Origin of the sequence: Rhizobium sp. JAB6 (assembly GCF_003024605.1) — a bacterium.
Taxonomy (GTDB): Bacteria; Pseudomonadota; Alphaproteobacteria; order Rhizobiales; family Rhizobiaceae; genus Rhizobium.
On sequence record NZ_PYJQ01000009.1, the window covers coordinates 526,975 to 544,185 of the forward strand.

Genomic DNA, 17,211 nt, shown 5'->3' on the forward strand with positions numbered 1-17,211 from the left:
GCCTTTCCGCGATAGTGCTGCTCTCTCAACCGAAATTGCGCGAAAGAACGAGACATCTTCGTGGATCACACCTTTCTGCAGTCCACGCTTCGTGAGTTGCAGGTCATCCAGCGTTCACCGCGCTTCTGGGCGACCTTCATCACGATTGTCCTGATCTTTGCCCTGACCGGACCGTACGGCACCCTCGACCGGCTGATGCCGGGAGCAAGACTGGGCTACTGGCTCGCCCTTCATGCCATGGCGTGGTTCCTCGCAATCGTATTTTCCGTCGTCGCCGAAATCCTGCTCCGCAGGCAAATAGCAAGCATGTTCGCCAGGATGATGATCGGTTCCGTCGCCGCCGCATTGCCGATCGGTTTCGGCATCACGTTCGTCGACTTCACATTCTTCGGCACGTTGCCCACGGTGAGCGACAGCCTACGTCAATCGCTGGGCTCCATACCACTTTGCGCTCTCTTCTGCATCCTCACCTATTTGACCATGCATCGACAAATCGCGACGGTAACCGCGAGAACAAATCTTGCGGAAACGAAGACGATATCCGCCTCCGTACCGGAGATTCGGCCCCCGACACCGCAGCCACCGATTCTCTTGCGCCTGAAACCGGAAAACCGCGGAACGCTGGTAAGGCTTACCGTTCGCGACCATTATACGGAGGTCGTGACAACACGCGGTCGCGAACTCATCCTGCTGCGCTTCAGCGATGCCCTGATGGAAATCGGCAATATAGAAGGTATACGCCTCCATCGATCGCACTGGGTGGCGGTGGATCAAGTCGCCGGCCTGAAACGCGGCAACGGCAAGCTTTTCGTCGTCGCACGCGATGGAACGGAGATGCCCGTCAGTCGCTCCTATACGGATGCCGTTCGGCGTCGTTTCGGCTGATGGTGACAAAGCCTGCAGAATTCATGTCGATTCCGCCATTTATGGGGTTCCGTTTACAAATACATTTGCCTATAAGCCGCTTCTAGCCTGAAAATATTGCCCATGCGCCCCGACCGGTGACCTCCCACCCTGGCCGGCTTTTTGCGCAACAAAAACGGATGAGAGCCCATGCCGAAGCGCCAAGATATCAAATCGATCCTCATTATCGGTGCAGGACCGATTGTTATCGGGCAGGCTTGCGAATTCGACTATTCCGGCACCCAGGCCTGTAAGGCACTTCGGGAGGAAGGCTACCGCGTTATCCTCGTCAACTCCAATCCGGCAACGATCATGACCGATCCGGGTCTGGCGGATGCAACCTATGTCGAACCGATCACGCCCGAGGTCGTCGCCAAGATCATCGCCAAGGAGCGCCCGGACGCGCTGCTGCCGACCATGGGCGGCCAGACTGCCCTCAACACAGCGCTGTCGCTGAAGCGCATGGGTGTGCTCGACCGCTACAATGTCGAGATGATCGGCGCCAAGCCGGCCGCGATCGACATGGCCGAAGACCGCGCCCTCTTCCGCGAGGCCATGGCCCGCATCGGCCTCGAAACCCCGCGCTCCATGCTGGCGAACGCCACCGATATCAAGGATGCCGACCGCAAGACCCATGAGGCCGAGCGCAGCAAGCTGAAGGCCTCGCTCTCGGGCCCCGAGCTCGACAAGGCGCTGGACGAACTGGAAAATCAGTGGAACCTCGGCGAAAGCGACCGCAAGCAGCGTTACATGAGCCATGCGATGGCAATTGCCGCGCAGGCGCTCGACCATGTCGGCCTGCCCGCCATCATCCGACCATCCTTCACCCTCGGCGGCACCGGCGGCGGCATTGCCTACAACCGCTCGGAATTCTTCGAAATCGTCGGCGGCGGACTCGATGCTTCGCCGACCACGGAAGTGCTGATCGAGGAATCGGTGCTCGGCTGGAAGGAATTCGAGATGGAAGTCGTCCGCGACAAGGCGGACAACTGCATCATCATCTGCTCGATCGAGAACATCGATCCGATGGGTGTCCACACGGGCGACTCCATCACCGTCGCTCCCGCGCTGACGCTGACGGACAAAGAATATCAGATCATGCGGAACGCCTCGATCGCGGTTCTGCGCGAGATCGGCGTCGAAACCGGGGGTTCGAACGTACAGTTTGCCGTCAATCCGAAGGACGGCCGCCTCGTCGTCATCGAGATGAATCCTCGCGTATCGCGCTCCTCTGCGCTTGCCTCCAAGGCAACCGGCTTCCCGATCGCCAAGGTCGCCGCCAAGCTTGCCGTCGGCTACACCCTGGACGAACTCGAAAACGATATCACCGGCGGCGCAACGCCTGCCTCCTTTGAGCCCTCGATCGACTACGTCGTTACCAAGATCCCGCGCTTCGCCTTTGAAAAGTTTCCCGGCGCCTCCCCGGTTCTGACGACGGCCATGAAGTCGGTCGGCGAAGTCATGGCGATCGGCCGTACCTTCGCGGAATCGCTGCAGAAGGCGCTGCGCGGCCTCGAAACTGGACTGACGGGCCTAGACGAAATCGAAATCCCCGGCATCGAGGAAGGCGAAGGCAGCCAGAATGCCATTCGCGCCGCCATCGGCACGCCGACCCCCGACCGCCTGCGTATGGTGGCGCAGGCGCTGCGCCAGGGCATGAGCATCGAAGAGGTGCATGAAGGCTGCAAGATCGACCCCTGGTTCCTCGAGCAGTTGAAGAAGATCGTCGACATGGAAGGCCGCATCCGCGAGCACGGCCTGCCGCAGGATGCCGCTAATCTGCGCATGCTGAAGGCCATGGGCTTCTCCGATGCGCGTCTGGCAACGTTGACCGGCAAGCGCCCGAAGGAAGTGGCGGAGCTGCGCAATTCGCTGAACGTTCGCCCGGTCTTCAAGCGCATCGATACCTGCGCCGCCGAATTCGCCTCGCCGACGGCCTATATGTACTCGACCTATGAGACGCCCTTCGTCGGCGCCGCCCGTTCCGAAGCCCTGGTTTCCGACCGCAAGAAGGTCGTCATCCTCGGCGGCGGCCCCAACCGCATCGGCCAGGGTATCGAGTTCGACTATTGCTGCTGCCATGCCGCCTTCGCCCTGAAGGATGCCGGCTATGAAGCCATCATGATCAACTGCAATCCGGAGACGGTTTCGACCGACTACGACACGTCAGATCGTCTCTATTTCGAGCCGCTGACGGCTGAGGACGTCATCGAAATCCTGCGCGCGGAACAGGAAAAGGGTGAAGTGGTGGGCGTCATCGTCCAGTTCGGTGGCCAAACCCCGCTGAAGCTCGCCGAAGCGCTCGAGAAGAATGGCATCCCGATCCTCGGCACCGCTCCGGACGCGATCGACCTTGCCGAAGACCGCGACCGCTTCCAGAAGCTCTTGATGAAGCTTGATCTCAACCAGCCGAACAACGGCATTGCCTACTCCGTCGAGCAGGCACGCCTCGTCGCCTCCGAAATCGGCTTCCCGCTGGTCGTGCGGCCGTCCTACGTTCTTGGCGGCCGCGCCATGCAGATCATCCATTCGGAAGGCCAGCTGCAGGGATACCTCCTCGATACAGTTCCGGAACTGGTGCCCGAAGATATCAAGCAGCGCTATCCGAACGACAAGACGGGCCAGATCAACACGCTGCTCGGCAAGAACCCGCTCCTCTTCGACAGCTATCTGACGAACGCTATCGAGGTCGATGTCGATTGCCTGTCCGACGGCACCGACGTCTACGTCGCCGGCATCATGGAACATATCGAAGAGGCCGGCATCCATTCGGGCGACTCCGCCTGCTCGCTGCCGCCGCGCACGCTGCCGCCCGCCATGATCGATGAGCTGGAACGACAGGCAAAAGCCATGGCCAAGGCTCTGAACGTCGGCGGCCTGATGAACGTTCAGTTCGCCATCAAGGACGACACGGTCTACGTGCTCGAAGTCAATCCGCGCGCCTCGCGTACGGTGCCCTTCGTCGCCAAGACCATCGGTGCGCCGATCGCCAAGATCGCTGCTCGCGTTATGGCCGGCGAGAAGCTGGATGCGACCTTCGCCGCCTATGGCGAAAAGCCCGATCCGCGCAAGCTGAAGCATATCGCCGTCAAGGAAGCCGTCTTCCCCTTCGCCCGTTTCCCCGGCGTCGACACCCTGCTCGGACCGGAAATGCGCTCCACCGGCGAAGTCATCGGTCTCGACACGGATTTTGCGCTGGCCTTCGCCAAGTCGCAGCTCGGCGCCGGCGTGGAACTGCCGCGTGACGGAACGGTCTTCGTCTCGGTTCGCGACGAAGACAAGCCGCGCGTGCTGCCGGCCATCCGCATGCTGGCCGAACAGGGTTTCAAGGTGCTCGCAACCGGCGGAACCCAGCGCTATCTGGCTGAAAACGGCATCGAAGCGACCAAGATCAACAAGGTTCTGGAGGGCCGTCCCCATATCGAGGACGCGATCCGCAATCGCCAGGTGCAGCTCGTCATCAATACGACTGACAGCAACAAGGCGATCTCGGATTCGAAGTCGCTGCGCCGCGCGACGCTGATGCAGAAGGTGCCCTACTACACCACTATGGCCGGTGCCGAAGCAGCCGCCATGGCGATCAAGGCGCTAAAGGCCGGAAACCTCGAAGTCCAGCCGCTGCAGAGCTATTTCTGAAGCAGCTAATTCGACCGTTAATAGCGTGAGCAGGATAGCCGGCTCACGTTCGTTGCGACCCGGCCGGGTGGCGGAATGGTCAGGGAGCTTCAACAGGAGCTTTTCCTTAAACCTTCGAATTTTCTGGCATTCGTCTGTCGCAATCTGCTATAGATGACAGAATTACGGCTCTGGATGGTTCCGAAGTACCCCTTCGGGACCTGTTTTCTTTTGTGTCTGCAGCAGAGCAACACAGGGAGTGAAGGATAAGAAAAATGGTTGAAAAAGTACCGATGACGCAAAACGGGTTCGTCAAGCTGCAGGAAGAACTGCGCTGGCGTCAGCAGGAAGAGCGCCCGCGAATCATCGAGGCAATTGCAGAAGCGCGCGCCCATGGCGACCTCTCCGAAAATGCCGAGTACCATGCAGCCAAGGAAGCCCAGAGCCACAACGAAGGCCGCATCACCGAGCTCGAAGATCTGACGGCGCGCGCCGAAGTCATCGATCTCACCAAGATGTCGGGCTCGAAGATCAAGTTTGGCGCCAAGGTCAAGCTCGTCGACGAAGACACCGAAGAAGAGAAGATCTACCAGATCGTCGGCGATCAGGAAGCCGATGTGAAGGCAGGCCGCATCTCCATCTCCTCGCCGATCGCCCGCGCCCTGATCGGCAAGGAAGTCGGCGATTCCATCGAGGTCAATGCTCCCGGCGGCGCCAAGGCTTACGAAATCCTCTCCGTCTCCTGGGGCTGATTGCCCGTGCGCGATCGCGAGTCAGCGCATGCGGCCGATCTCCGCGAGATCGAAATCATAGCAACGAATTTCAAACGCCGGCTTTCCGGCGTTACGTCTACAATCGTGCAACTGATCCCCAAGCAGGTCGAACTTGGCTATCATATCGCCACACTCGGCCCTGGCCTGCCGGAAGACCTGCCGAAGCTCGGCTGGTTCCGGCTTCCCGGTCTCTGGATCAAGCCGCGCCGCTATCGTGTGCGTATCTGGCATGCCCGCCGCAACAACGAAATGCTGGTGGGTTTGCTGTTACGCTCCGTTCTGCGCATGCCCCTCAAGCTCGTCTTTACCTCGGCCGCCCAGCGCCGCCATACCGGCTATACGCGCTGGCTGATCCGCCGCATGGACGCGGTCATTGCCACCAGCACCCGCTCCGGCAGCTTCCTCGAAGTGCCGCACACCGTCATCCAGCACGGCGTCGATCTCAATCGCTTTCATCCACCGGAGACGTCAAGCGACCGCATGGCCGCAACCGACCTGCCCGGCACCTATCTGATCGGCTGCTTCGGCCGCGTCCGCCATCAAAAGGGCACGGATCTCTTCGTCAAAGCGGTGATCGAGCTTCTGCCGCGCTATCCGGACTGGACAGCGGTAGTCTGCGGCCGCGTGACATCAGAGCATCGCGGCTTTGGCGATGAGCTGGAGAGGTTGGTAGTGGCAGCCGGCCTTGGCGATCGCATCCGCTTCATGGGCGAAGTCGACGATATCAAGCCCTGGTATCGCCGCGCCACTCTCTATGTCGCCCCTTCCCGCAACGAGGGTTTCGGTCTCACGCCGCTGGAAGCCATGGCCTCCCGCACCGCCGTCGTCGCCTCGGATGCCGGCGCCTATGCCGAAATGATCGTGCCCGGCGAAACCGGCACCATCGTGCCGGCAGGCGATGGCGAAGCCCTGACCAAGGCGATTGCATTCTATCTTGCCAATCCGGAGGAAACGCTCCGCCAGGGGGAAAATGCCGTGCGCCATGTGCGCAGCGAATTCGCGCTGGAAAAGGAAGCGACCGCCATCGGCGACGTCTACAAGCGGCTGCTCGTCGCCAACACGTGAGCGGCTGGGTCAGCGACCAAGATCGATGCGGTTGCGCTCAATGAAATCGATCATCGAACGATCCTCCACCAAGTCCTCCTCAAGGCTTTTGACAATAGAGAGGACCTTGTCCCGATATTTCATCGCATTCGCGTCATAGGTCCAACCCCGCGCCAGCTTCTCCATCAGTTCCTGCCGGGATTTCGTGTAATAGTGGTTCAGCTGCAGAAAACGGTTCGAATAGAACTCCGGGGATTTTCGCGCACGCCGGCTAAACCGCTTGCCCGCGTCGTTGGCCGTCAGATCGCCATATGCCCGCGTCCGGAACTGATGCACACTGACCTCCGTTACTTCGCATGGATCGACGATGCATTTGAAATTGCAGACGTTTTCCTTCGATGTCATGGGATCGGCACCGCGCATCGTATAGTTCAGTGTCAAAGGGCCATCCGGCGGAGTCTCATGGCCGCTGGTTGCAAACATGTGCCAGGGTAGCGAGACATTCGGGAAATCGCCGGCAGCTTCCAACGCCTGCTCGACCGTCGCGGCCTCTTTCGGCAGGAGGAATTCGTCGACGTCGATGAACGCCATCCAGCGATAATCACCACCGAAATTCAAAATGGCATGCGCGAAGGTGATGACCTGGCCGTTCAGCACCACCGATGTCGCCGCATCGCGCATGCGCCCCGCCCAGGGAATAATCGTCAGCGCATCTTCGGAGAGCAGGCTTCGAAGATGCGAACATGTCTCGTCCGTCGAGCCATTATCATAGATATAGAAGTGGCGAATGCCGACCGCCTGATGGAAGCGCACCCATTCCTCGATATAACGAGCCTCGTTCTTCACACAGGCGGCAATGGCGATGCCATGGCGCCCTGCCCTTGGCTCGGGCGGATCGATGGATAGCTTCTTGGCGTCGGACGCCTTGGGTTTCAACCAGTGCATAAGCTTCATTCCATCGACCTTAATTTCAAAGCAGGCTCGCCGCCTCCGGCAAAGATCACGCCTGCGGCTTCAATGCGAACCTGTCGTCGTAACCAAAATCATATTTGAGCAACGCCGAAACATGGGAATAATTGACGAAAGAGACGCCGCGCTCAGCAGCGATCTGCCGAGCAAGGACGAGATGCTCGATGATGCGGGCTTCGGCGCGCGCAATGCCGGAAAAAGCGGTATCTCCGGCAGTCTCGTAAAAGCGGGGCTCGCCGGCATTGGAGATATCGATCCCCAGAAAGCCGACTTGATGTCTTGCACAGTAAAGAGCGAATTGCAGCGCCGAGACAGCGACGGAACCGCCCAGAAAAACTCCGCGATCAGGCGAAAGAGAAAAACCCGCCGAACCATCGGCATCCAACCGCACATATTGCAGCTTTTTGAGATCGTCGAGGGAGCGGCGCCGCGCGCCGTAGGGCTTGCGGATATCGTCGATCAAAATGATCGTCTTGTCGGCGAGCCAGTTTTTGTCGATCTCGCACAGCGCGCGCAGCACCGATACGGAAAACAGGCAAAGCGAACCGGGAGCCACCTTCTCGCGCAGCATAGCGAGATGGCGCCAGACAAATCGCTCATCCTCGACGGCAATCGCCAATGGCTCGGCGATAGGGTCGCCGGACAAGCGGATCGCACCATTCAGAAGAATGGCACTGCGGAATTCCAGGCCGCTCAGATCGCAATCGCGAATCGATGGACCTGACCCCACGATATAGATCGCATCGCCACAGCGTTCGCGCAGACGATCCATGCCGGCGAGGCTTGCGACCTTGGCGCCGCGGTAAAGCACCTTGCTGACATTCTGGCTGCGGACGATGCTGAGCCCCGGAAACCAGTCCTGCACATGAGCCCGCGAGCCGCCAAGAAAGAGGCGCACGCCGGATTTGATCAGCGACCGGTGCCAGGGGCGATCCGCCATTCGCCTAGAGCTCCACCAGGCCGAGCTTCTTGACTTGCCGGATAGTCAGCATGGTGCGCACGGTGTCGACATGTTCATTCGCCGTCAGAACCTCAATGACGAAATCCTGGAAACGGGTAAGATTTTCCGCAACGCAGTGCAGCAGGAAATCGCTGTCACCGGATACCATCCATGCCTGCCGAACGAGCGGCCACGCCGAAGTTGCGGTGGCGAAAGCCTTGAGGTTCGCTTCCGACTGATGCTTCAGGCCGACCATGCAGAAGGCCACGAGATCGAAGCCCAGTTTCGGGCTGTTCAGCATGGCGTGGTAGCCTTCGATGACGCCGGCCTCTTCCAATTTGCGCACACGGCGCAGGCATGGAGGCGCCGAAATGCCGACCCGGTCTGCGAGTTCGACGTTGGTCATCCGCCCGTCTCGCTGGAGTTCCCGCAGAATCTTGATATCGATGGCATCGAGCTCAGCGCGAAGCACTTTTTTGCCTTTCTTTAATTCCCCTCCGCCAGCTTCTATATAAGGCAGGAAAATACGCAAGAAAGTTTCTCCCGCGTAGTTGATTCTTACACTAAGCAGATTTGCTCTGTGTGTAATGCAAGGCTGCCCTTGAATAAATGCATAAGCCAATCATAAATGAAGCCGCGGATCGCGAAATCGCCTGCTTTGCGCGCTTGAAGCCGCGGTTTCGCAATCGCCGAAATTGAAAGGACTGCCTATGCCTGCCCGCCACACGAAGGTGCTCATCATCGGTTCCGGCCCAGCCGGTTACACAGCCGCGGTTTATGCCGCGCGCGCGATGCTGCGGCCCGTTCTGATCGCCGGTCTCGAACAGGGCGGCCAGCTGATGATCACGACCGATGTCGAGAACTATCCGGGCTTCGCCGATCCCATTCAGGGTCCGTGGCTGATGGAGCAGATGCTGCAGCAGGCCCAGCATGTCGGCGCCGAGATCGTCAACGATCTCGTGACCGAAGTCGATATCAGCAAGCGTCCTTTCGTCGCCAATACCGACAGTGGCCAAGTCTGGACGGCCGACACCCTCATCATTGCCACCGGCGCCAAGGCGAAGTGGCTCGGCATCGAAAGCGAGCAGCATTTCCAGGGCTTTGGTGTCTCCGCCTGCGCCACCTGCGACGGCTTTTTCTATCGCAACAAGGATGTGATCGTGGTCGGCGGCGGCAACAGCGCCGTCGAGGAAGGCCTCTACCTGTCCAATATCGCCAAATCGGTGACCGTGGTGCATCGCCGCGATACTTTCCGTTCGGAAAAGATCCTGCAGGAGCGCCTGTTCGCCAAGGCAAACGTCAAGATTCTCTGGAACACCGAGATTGCCGAGATCACCGGCACGCCGGCCAAGCCGCCAATGCCGCCATCGGTCACGGGTGCGCGCCTGCGCGATACGCATACGGGTGCCATTACGGAGATGCCGATCGACGGCGTCTTCGTTGCCATCGGCCATGCGCCGGCAACCGAACTCTTCAAGGGCAAATTGAAGCTCAAGGACAATGGCTATCTCTGGACCGCTCCCGATTCGACCGCGACCAGCGTCGAGGGCATCTATGCCGCCGGCGACGTGACCGACGATACGTTCCGCCAGGCGATCACCGCAGCGGGAATGGGCTGCATGGCGGCACTTGAGGCGGAACGCTATCTGACCGGGCACATGCCCGTCGCCGTGGCTGCGGAGTGATGCAGCCGATGAGGGGAAACGGCATGCCATTGGATTGGGACAAGCTGCGTATCTTCCACGCGGCGGCCGAAGCGGGTTCGTTCACGCATGCGGCTGATAAGCTGCATTTGTCCCAATCCGCCATCAGCCGGCAGGTCAGCGCTCTCGAGCAGGATGTCGGCATAAAACTCTTTCATCGCCATGCGCGCGGTCTCATCCTGACGGAACAGGGCGAACTGCTCTATCGCACGGCCCATGACGTTCTGCTGAAGCTCGAAACGGTCAAGATGCAACTGACCGAGACGACCGACAAGCCGAGCGGCAAGCTGCGCGTAACGACCACGGTCGGCCTCGGCCAGGGCTGGCTCACCGACAAGATCCAGGAATTCCTGCAGCTCTATCCGGATATGCAGATTCAGCTCATCCTCGACAACGAGGAGTTGGACGTGAACATGCGCCACGCGGATTGCGCCATTCGTTTGCGGCAGCCGCAGCAGTCCGATCTGATCCAGCGCAAGCTCTTCACCGTACATATGCATGTCTATGCGGCCCCCTCCTATATCAACCGCTACGGAGAGCCGCAGTCGGTTGAGGATCTGGACGAACATCGCATCATCAGCTTCGGCGAACCCGCACCGAACTACCTGCTCGATGTCAACTGGCTGGAGATTGCCGGCCGCTCGTCCGACAACAAGCGCATTCCGCATCTGCAGATCAACAGCCAGACGTCGATCAAGCGCGCCTGCCTGCTCGGCATCGGCATCGCGGTACTGCCTGACTATATCGTCGGCCGCGACCCCGGACTCATTCAGCTCGCGATCAATGCGGACGTACCATCCTTCGACACCTATTTCTGCTATCCAGACGAAATGAAGAATGCGGCTAAGCTCAAGGTTTTCCGTGATTTTATCGTCGCAAAAGCGCGCAACTGGAATTTCTGAAAAAGGTAAGCCACTGATAACCAACTCTTTTTCGGGGCAGGAGATCAGCCACGCATATGATGCATAGCTGATATGCACAAATGAGAGTTGAAGGCTGCACATTTAACTACCATATCGCACATAGCTGATGCACACGGTGGCTTTTCCTCCCAGTTCCACCGCATTGGCTGTTCCCCTCTGGAGGTTTTTGACCTTCATACCTATAGGGCCCTGGTTCATTCCGGAGGCCCTTTTTTTTGCTCTTTTGTCCCAAACGTTGCAAACGCATAACTGCCATGCACAAAAAAGCATTGCGCACTGCACAAATTAGCATCATAACGCACACAGCTGATGCACATGGTGGCTTTTCCTCCCAGTTCCACCGCATTGGCTGTTCCCCTCTGGAGGTTTTGACCTTCACACCTATAAGGGCCCTGGTTCATACCGGTGGCCCTCTTTTTTTGCCCATTTTCTAAGCACTCCTCCGCCTGCCATGCAAAAGATAAAATTTTGCGCGGACCTTGATATATCGAAAATCGTCGATACATAAATCGTAATTATTCGATACTGCTCGGTAAACACCATGGACAAGAACGAGATCTTGAAGGCCTTGGCCAATCCGGCCCGGCTCGAAATCCTCAACCACTTGAAAGATCCGAAAAAGCATTTTCCGACACAGGAACACCCTCTGGAGCTTGGTGTCTGCGCCAGCCAGTTCGAGCGCTGCGGTCTCTCGCAGTCCACCGTCTCGGCCCACCTCGGCACGCTCCACCGCGCCGGCCTAGTGACGACCAAGCGCCTTGGTCAGTGGATTTTCTACAAGCGCAACGAGGAAACCATCGCTCAGTTCCTCGCAGCCATGCAGAAGGAACTGTGAAGATGCCCCTTGCGCTCCTCCTGCTCGCGCCGATTTCCTTCGCCACCAGCGCGACCGAAAAAGAAGAGGCGCGCCCCTCTTCCTGACCCCTCCGCTTCTCTTTCTTCCCCCTCACAGAAAGGACTACCCCATGACCAAATTGTTCGAACCGACGAAACTAGGTGACATTTCCATCGCCAACCGCATCGTCATGGCGCCCCTGACACGCAACCGTTCGCCGAACGCCGTGCCGAACGAGCTGAACGCCAAATATTACGCTCAGCGTGCCAGCGCAGGCCTGATCATCACCGAAGCAACCGCGATCACCCATCAGGGCCAGGGCTATGCCGACGTTCCCGGCCTCTACAGCAAGGAAGCGCTTAATGGCTGGAAGAAGGTGACAGATGCCGTGCACGCCAATGGCGGCAAGATCGTCGTGCAGATGTGGCATGTCGGCCGTATCTCTCATACGACCCTGCAGCCGAATGGCGGCAAGCCGGTATCCTCCACCTCCAGGCGAGCTGCAAATTCCAAGACCTATCTCGTCCATAGCGACGGCACCGGCAGTTTTGCCGACGTTTCCGAGCCGCGCGCCCTGGAAACCTCGGAAATCCCGGGCATCGTTGAAGACTATCGCAAGGCCGCCCGTGCCGCCATCGATGCCGGATTCGATGGGGTCGAAATCCATGGCGCCAACGGCTACCTGATCGACCAATTCCTGCGCGGCGATATTAACGATCGCACCGACCAATATGGCGGTTCGATCGAAAACCGTGCACGCTTCCTGTTCGAAGTGGTCGACGCCGTCACCAAGGAAGTGGGCGCCGGCCGCACGGCAATCCGTATTTCTCCCGTCACGCCGTCCGGCGATGCCAGCGATCCGGCTCCGCAGCAGCTCTTCACCCATGTCGTAGAACGCCTGGCGAAGTATGGCCTCGCCTATATTCATGTCATCGAAGGCCAGACCGGTGGCAAACGCGACTTCCTGCCCTTCGACTACGACGCTCTTCGGGCGGCCTACAAGGCTGCAGGCGGCACCGCCGGCTGGATGGTCAACAATGCCTACACCCGCGAAATGGCGATCGAGGCCGTCGACAGCGGCAAGGCCGATGTCGTGGCCTTCGGCAAGCCGTTCATTTCGAATCCGGATCTCGTGCGTCGCCTGAAGGAAAATGCACCGCTCGCCCAATGGGACCAGGCGACGCTCTATGGCGGCGGAGCCAAGGGCTACGCCGATTATCCGATGCTGGACGATGCCGCGTAAGCCGTGTCGGCGCCGATCTGCCTACCAGCGGCAAAGCTTAGCATGAAGCTAACAATGAGCCCCGCAACGAGATGTTGCGGGGCTTTTCCACTCGCTGTCGCAATCAATGCTCCTGCCGAACTTGACGTCCGATTGGCGGCTCAAGCCGCGGGCAGACAGCCGATCGAGGCCAGGCTTGCCCTCACCGCTTGGTCGATCGGCGTGTGTGGTTCTTCGCCGAGAACAGCCACCAGCCTGTCATTCCGCATCTCCAGCGGCACGTCCCAGAGATAGCGCATTTCGCGCAGTTCCCGCATCAAGGTCACAAAGGGAGCGGCCAGCGGCACTATCCACCATGGGAACGCCTTCACCTTCACCTTGCGCCCAAGGACGCGCTGCACGGCTTCGATCATCTGTCTGCCGTCTCCATCCCAGTGACCGCGCATATGATAGACGGCGAAGGACGGCAGTTCGTCGCCCTTCTCGATCAGCCGGATCATGGTCTCGGCTACGTCAGGCAGATAGGCCCATTGGTGGCCGACCCCGCGTCTGCCCGGATAAGTTATCGAGCCGATCGACTTGCCCGGCGTCACCATCGCCTGAGAAAACCAGCTGTTGGCCCGAGAGCCGCCGAAGAAATCGCCGGCGCGAACGATGATGACCGGGCTATCGCCCTGCTCGGCTGCCGCTCTGAGACGCCGCTCCATCTCCACGCGGATTGCGCCCTTGCGGGTCTTCGGCCGTTGCGCGCTCTCCTCGGTCACACGCGGGAACACATCGGGGCCGAAATTATAGACTGTGCCTGGTAGCACGATGCGTGCGCCGACCGCCTTGGCGGCCGCAATGGTGTTGTCGAGCATCGGCAGGACGACCTTCCCCCAATTGCGATAGCCGGGTGGGTTGACCGCATGCACGATGACATCCGCACCTTGCGCGGCTCTCAGAACGTCGTCCGCCTGCATGGCATCACCTTGGAGCCAGTCGAATTCAGGCTGACGGCGAGCCGCCTCGGCCGCATTGCGGTTCAGCGCCCGGATGCGCCAGGCGCGGCGCGCAAGCCCGTCTGCCACGGCACCGCCAATGCCGCCGGTCGCGCCGAGTATCAAGGCTGTCTTCATGTTTTCCATGTTGTTGCTCATCGTCATCTCCATCGGTTTCGATGAGGTGACTATGCCTCGGACTGGCGATAAACGAAATTGCCGAAAATTTTGCAGATGCTATACATAAATGTATGATGCGACTCGCTGAGCCAAGCTGGGATTTCTATCGCACCTTTCTTGCCGTGCTGGAGCACGGCTCACTTTCGGCTGCGGCGCGCGAGCTCGGTCTGACACAGCCGACGGTCGGTCGCCATATCCTCGCATTGGAGCAAGCGGTCGGCGCGGAGCTGTTCACGCGTTCGCAACAGGGCCTGCTGCCGACCGATGCCGCCATGGTTCTGAAACCCTATGCCGAGACTTTGGCCAGCACGGCCGCTGCTCTGCTGCGCGCGGCCTCCGGTTCGAAGGACAAGGTCAGCGGCACCGTACGCATCAGCGCGAGCGAGGTCATCGGTGCCGAAGTGCTGCCGCCGATCCTTGCCAAGCTGCAGGCAAGCTATCCCGATCTGATCGTGGAGCTTTCAGCCTCCGATACGGTCGAAGATCTGCTGCAGCGCGAGGCCGATATCGCCGTGCGCATGGTCGCGCCGGCGCAAGAAGCACTGTTCGCCCGGCATATCGGCATCATCTCACTCGGCCTCTTCGCTCACCGCAGCTATATCGAGCGGTACGGCAAGCCCGAGACCGTCAGGGAATTGCGCCGGCACAAGTTCATCGGCTTCGATCGCCAGACAGCCTATATCCGCATGATGCTGAAGCGCTATCCGATGCTCGAAGGCATCTCCTTCAGCTTTCGTTCCGATCACAGCATCGCTCTGCACAACGCCCTGCGCGCCGGCATCGGTATCAGCTTCCTTCAAATCCCCTTGGCAAGCCGCGATTCAAACCTCGTGCAGCTGTTGCCGGAAATAACGGTCGAGATCGACACCTGGATCGTCATGCATGAAAACCTGAAGACATCGCCACGCTGCCGCGCGACATTCGATGCCCTCGTCACCGGTTTGCTTGATTACATCAAGGAAAACAATGCGGAGAATGGATCTTGACCCTGGGAGCGGCGGTGGAACTGGTGCCATACGATCCGCGCTGGCCGGACGATTACGCACGCATCCGCGACAAGCTTGAGGGATTGCTGGGTCCCTATGCCATGGCGATTGAGCACATCGGCAGCACATCCATTCCCGGCATTGCCGCAAAGCCGCTTATCGATATCGACATCATCCTGCGAAGCTCAGCCGATGTCCCGTCGGCGACCCAGATTCTTCTGACGGAGAATTATGAACCGCGTGGCAATCGCTACGACGACGATGTCTGGGCATTCATGCGGCGCGACGGCAAGCCGCCGGAACGCATCTATCTCTGCCCGCCGAACAACCGGACCCATGAGCGTAGGGTAATCTTTCGCGATTATCTTCGGGCGCATCCCACGGAAGCAGCAGCCTACGCCGCGCTGAAATTGAAGCTCGCCAAAACGCATCGGCATGATGGCGATCGCTACACCGCCGAAAAACGCTACTTTGTCGACGCGATCATCGAAAAGGCGTCAGACAACCCGAAAGGCTAAGCGCCGGGAGCAGTATCGACCGGCGGGAAATGCACCTGACCATCGATGACTTCCGTTTCCGGTCGGTCGCCGCCGTCGGCATATTCCTCATGCCATTTGCCGCTCTCGTCCTGCCAGCTGATTTCGGCTGAATCTCCCCCGATTTGCTGTTCCGCCGCCACGATCCTGGCGGCCTCCACGGCCTCGGAATGTGTTGGAAACGCTTCCGAATAAACATCGCGGAAGCGATAAGCCCATCCACCGTCATGCGGCACGATTTCGTAAACGACCTTGACCATTCAGACCCTCCTTCTCATCTGCCAAGACCTTCGGACCGGACATTACCGGCGGGATCGCGTGCATCTGAGGCGGATTCGAGAATGCCGCGGCGTTGTGGTTGGGCAGACCTATCCGCGCAGTATTCCATTAAACCGCGTTAACTGCAAATTTCGCCCTCTTCCTAGCAAGCTTGATGTGCGAAATCCTTGCTTTAGAGTGCAACCGTGAACCGGCGCAAAGGGTGGGAAAGTGATCATAGCGAAGTGGTTTAGGCAGGAAAGAAACCTGTTGGTGGCATTGACAATCGCCGTTGTCGCCTATGCCGGCGAGCATTCCATTCTGGAAATGGGCCAGGCCGCATCAATGATCGCAGCCGCGGCACTGATCGCGACCATTGTGCTGGCCTCGATGCGCGTTGCCCATCATGCCGAGACCCTCGCCGTCAAGGTCGGCGACCCCTACGGCACGATGATCCTCACCCTTTCCGCCGTTGCCGTCGAGGTCATCATCCTTGCGATCATGATGAGCGGCGAGAGTTCGTCGACGCTGGTGCGCGACACCATCTACGCCGCCGTCATGCTCGATATCAACGGCATCCTCGGCCTTGCCGCCCTCCTCGGCGGGCTGAAGCATGGCGAACAGCCGTATAACGACGATTCCAGCCGGACCTACGGCGTGATGATCCTGACCGCCATGGGCATTTCGATGATCGTGCCGGAGTTTATTCCCGATGCGAAATGGCATTATTATTCCGCCTTCACCATCGTTGCGATGATTGCCCTCTATGCGCTGTTCCTGCGCATGCAGGTCGGCCGGCACAGCTATTTCTTCAGCTACAGTTATCCGCGCGCCGAAAAAAAGCTCGCAGCAGCCGAGACCGAAGCGCATCACGAAGAGGAATCCACGACCACCTCGATCGTCACGATCCTGCTCGGCGTCGTCTTGATCGGCGCTTTGGCGGAATTCATGTCGGCCTTCATGGATTCAGGCCTCAAGGGCACGGGCGCACCGCCCGCCATCGCCGCAATCGTCGTTGCCGCCATATCGGCAGCACCGGAAATTTTGACCGCCCTGAGGGCAGCCCTCAAAAACCGCATGCAAGCGACGGTCAACATCGCCCTCGGCGCGTCTCTTTCGACCGTCATCCTGACGGTGCCGGTCATGGAGGCGATTGCGCTCTATACAGGCCAGCCCTTCATCATGGCCATGTCGCCGGTGCAGACAGTCATGGTGATGATCACGCTGATCGTCGCCGCCATCAACCTCAATGACGGCGAAACCAACGCCATCGAAGGCATGACCCATTTCATCCTCTTCGCCACCTTCATCATGCTGACGGCGCTCGGTCTTTGATTCCGATTT

Annotated in this window: 16 protein-coding genes; 11 read left to right on the top strand and 5 right to left on the bottom strand. The window is 59.4% G+C overall.

The features are described from left to right. Positions 1 to 60: 60 nt before the first annotated feature. From C7U61_RS12525 to C7U61_RS12540, 4 genes are all read left to right on the top strand, one after another. The gene (locus tag C7U61_RS12525) at positions 61 to 885 is read left to right on the top strand and encodes a LytTR family DNA-binding domain-containing protein (protein ID WP_106998393.1); all 825 of its coding nucleotides are present in this window, start codon (positions 61 to 63) and stop codon (positions 883 to 885) included. Between the two features lie 168 nt (positions 886 to 1,053). Beyond that, on the top strand, positions 1,054 to 4,539 hold the full coding sequence (gene carB / locus C7U61_RS12530; protein ID WP_106998394.1) for a carbamoyl-phosphate synthase large subunit: 3,486 nt from the start codon (positions 1,054 to 1,056) through the stop codon (positions 4,537 to 4,539). Positions 4,540 to 4,793: 254 nt separating this feature from the next. Beyond that, positions 4,794 to 5,270 carry a transcription elongation factor GreA gene (gene greA / locus C7U61_RS12535; protein WP_069612629.1) on the top strand — a complete coding sequence of 159 codons (477 nt, stop codon included), beginning with the start codon at positions 4,794 to 4,796 and terminating at the stop codon, positions 5,268 to 5,270. A gap of 6 nt (positions 5,271 to 5,276) precedes the next feature. Continuing rightward, positions 5,277 to 6,356: a glycosyltransferase family 4 protein gene (locus C7U61_RS12540; RefSeq protein ID WP_106999078.1), complete on the top strand. Its 1,080-nt coding sequence runs from the start codon at positions 5,277 to 5,279 to the stop codon at positions 6,354 to 6,356. A gap of 9 nt (positions 6,357 to 6,365) precedes the next feature. Here C7U61_RS12540 and C7U61_RS12545 read toward each other — a convergent pair whose 3' ends face one another. The 3 genes from C7U61_RS12545 to C7U61_RS12555 are packed head-to-tail and all read right to left on the bottom strand — an operon-like array spanning position 6,366 to position 8,716. Then, entirely contained in the window at positions 6,366 to 7,280 is a 915-nt protein-coding gene (locus C7U61_RS12545; protein ID WP_106999079.1) for a glycosyltransferase family 92 protein, read from the bottom strand. Positions 7,281 to 7,335: 55 nt separating this feature from the next. After that, positions 7,336 to 8,244: a glycosyl transferase gene (locus C7U61_RS12550; RefSeq protein WP_106998395.1), complete on the bottom strand. Its 909-nt coding sequence runs from the start codon at positions 8,242 to 8,244 to the stop codon at positions 7,336 to 7,338. A gap of 4 nt (positions 8,245 to 8,248) precedes the next feature. Beyond that, complete coding sequence (locus C7U61_RS12555) at positions 8,249 to 8,716, bottom strand: Lrp/AsnC family transcriptional regulator (RefSeq protein ID WP_106998396.1); 468 nt, start codon at positions 8,714 to 8,716, stop codon at positions 8,249 to 8,251. Between the two features lie 238 nt (positions 8,717 to 8,954). Here C7U61_RS12555 and trxB point away from each other — a divergent pair, with 238 nt between their 5' ends. The 4 genes from trxB (at position 8,955) to C7U61_RS12575 (ending at position 12,948) form a co-directional block, all read left to right on the top strand. Continuing rightward, on the top strand, positions 8,955 to 9,929 hold the full coding sequence (gene trxB, locus C7U61_RS12560) for a thioredoxin-disulfide reductase (RefSeq protein ID WP_106998397.1): 975 nt from the start codon (positions 8,955 to 8,957) through the stop codon (positions 9,927 to 9,929). A 23-nt stretch (positions 9,930 to 9,952) separates the two neighbouring features. Continuing rightward, positions 9,953 to 10,849, top strand: a complete 897-nt coding sequence (locus C7U61_RS12565) for a LysR family transcriptional regulator VtlR (protein WP_106998398.1) — start codon at positions 9,953 to 9,955, stop codon at positions 10,847 to 10,849. 562 nt (positions 10,850 to 11,411) lie between these two features. After that, positions 11,412 to 11,705, top strand: coding sequence for a metalloregulator ArsR/SmtB family transcription factor (locus C7U61_RS12570; RefSeq protein WP_106998399.1), 294 nt, complete (start codon positions 11,412 to 11,414; stop codon positions 11,703 to 11,705). 130 nt (positions 11,706 to 11,835) lie between these two features. Beyond that, positions 11,836 to 12,948, top strand: a complete 1,113-nt coding sequence (locus C7U61_RS12575; RefSeq protein WP_106998400.1) for an alkene reductase — start codon at positions 11,836 to 11,838, stop codon at positions 12,946 to 12,948. 140 nt (positions 12,949 to 13,088) lie between these two features. On the opposite strand, the gene C7U61_RS12580 is transcribed toward C7U61_RS12575, so the two are convergent. Then, complete coding sequence (locus C7U61_RS12580; RefSeq protein WP_106998401.1) at positions 13,089 to 14,066, bottom strand: SDR family oxidoreductase; 978 nt, start codon at positions 14,064 to 14,066, stop codon at positions 13,089 to 13,091. 95 nt (positions 14,067 to 14,161) lie between these two features. Here C7U61_RS12580 and C7U61_RS12585 point away from each other — a divergent pair, with 95 nt between their 5' ends. After that, positions 14,162 to 15,073, top strand: coding sequence for a LysR family transcriptional regulator (locus tag C7U61_RS12585; RefSeq protein WP_106999080.1), 912 nt, complete (start codon positions 14,162 to 14,164; stop codon positions 15,071 to 15,073). Beyond that, complete coding sequence (locus tag C7U61_RS12590) at positions 15,070 to 15,591, top strand: GrpB family protein (RefSeq protein WP_181315842.1); 522 nt, start codon at positions 15,070 to 15,072, stop codon at positions 15,589 to 15,591. Before C7U61_RS12585 ends, C7U61_RS12590 begins: the two co-directional genes overlap by 4 nt. On the opposite strand, the gene C7U61_RS12595 is transcribed toward C7U61_RS12590, so the two are convergent. Beyond that, on the bottom strand, positions 15,588 to 15,869 hold the full coding sequence (locus C7U61_RS12595; protein WP_069612638.1) for a DUF2188 domain-containing protein: 282 nt from the start codon (positions 15,867 to 15,869) through the stop codon (positions 15,588 to 15,590). The genes C7U61_RS12590 and C7U61_RS12595 overlap by 4 nt on opposite strands. Positions 15,870 to 16,098: 229 nt before the next feature. Here C7U61_RS12595 and C7U61_RS12600 point away from each other — a divergent pair, with 229 nt between their 5' ends. Continuing rightward, on the top strand, positions 16,099 to 17,202 hold the full coding sequence (locus tag C7U61_RS12600) for a calcium:proton antiporter (RefSeq protein WP_106998402.1): 1,104 nt from the start codon (positions 16,099 to 16,101) through the stop codon (positions 17,200 to 17,202). The last annotated feature ends 9 nt before the right edge of the window (positions 17,203 to 17,211 follow it).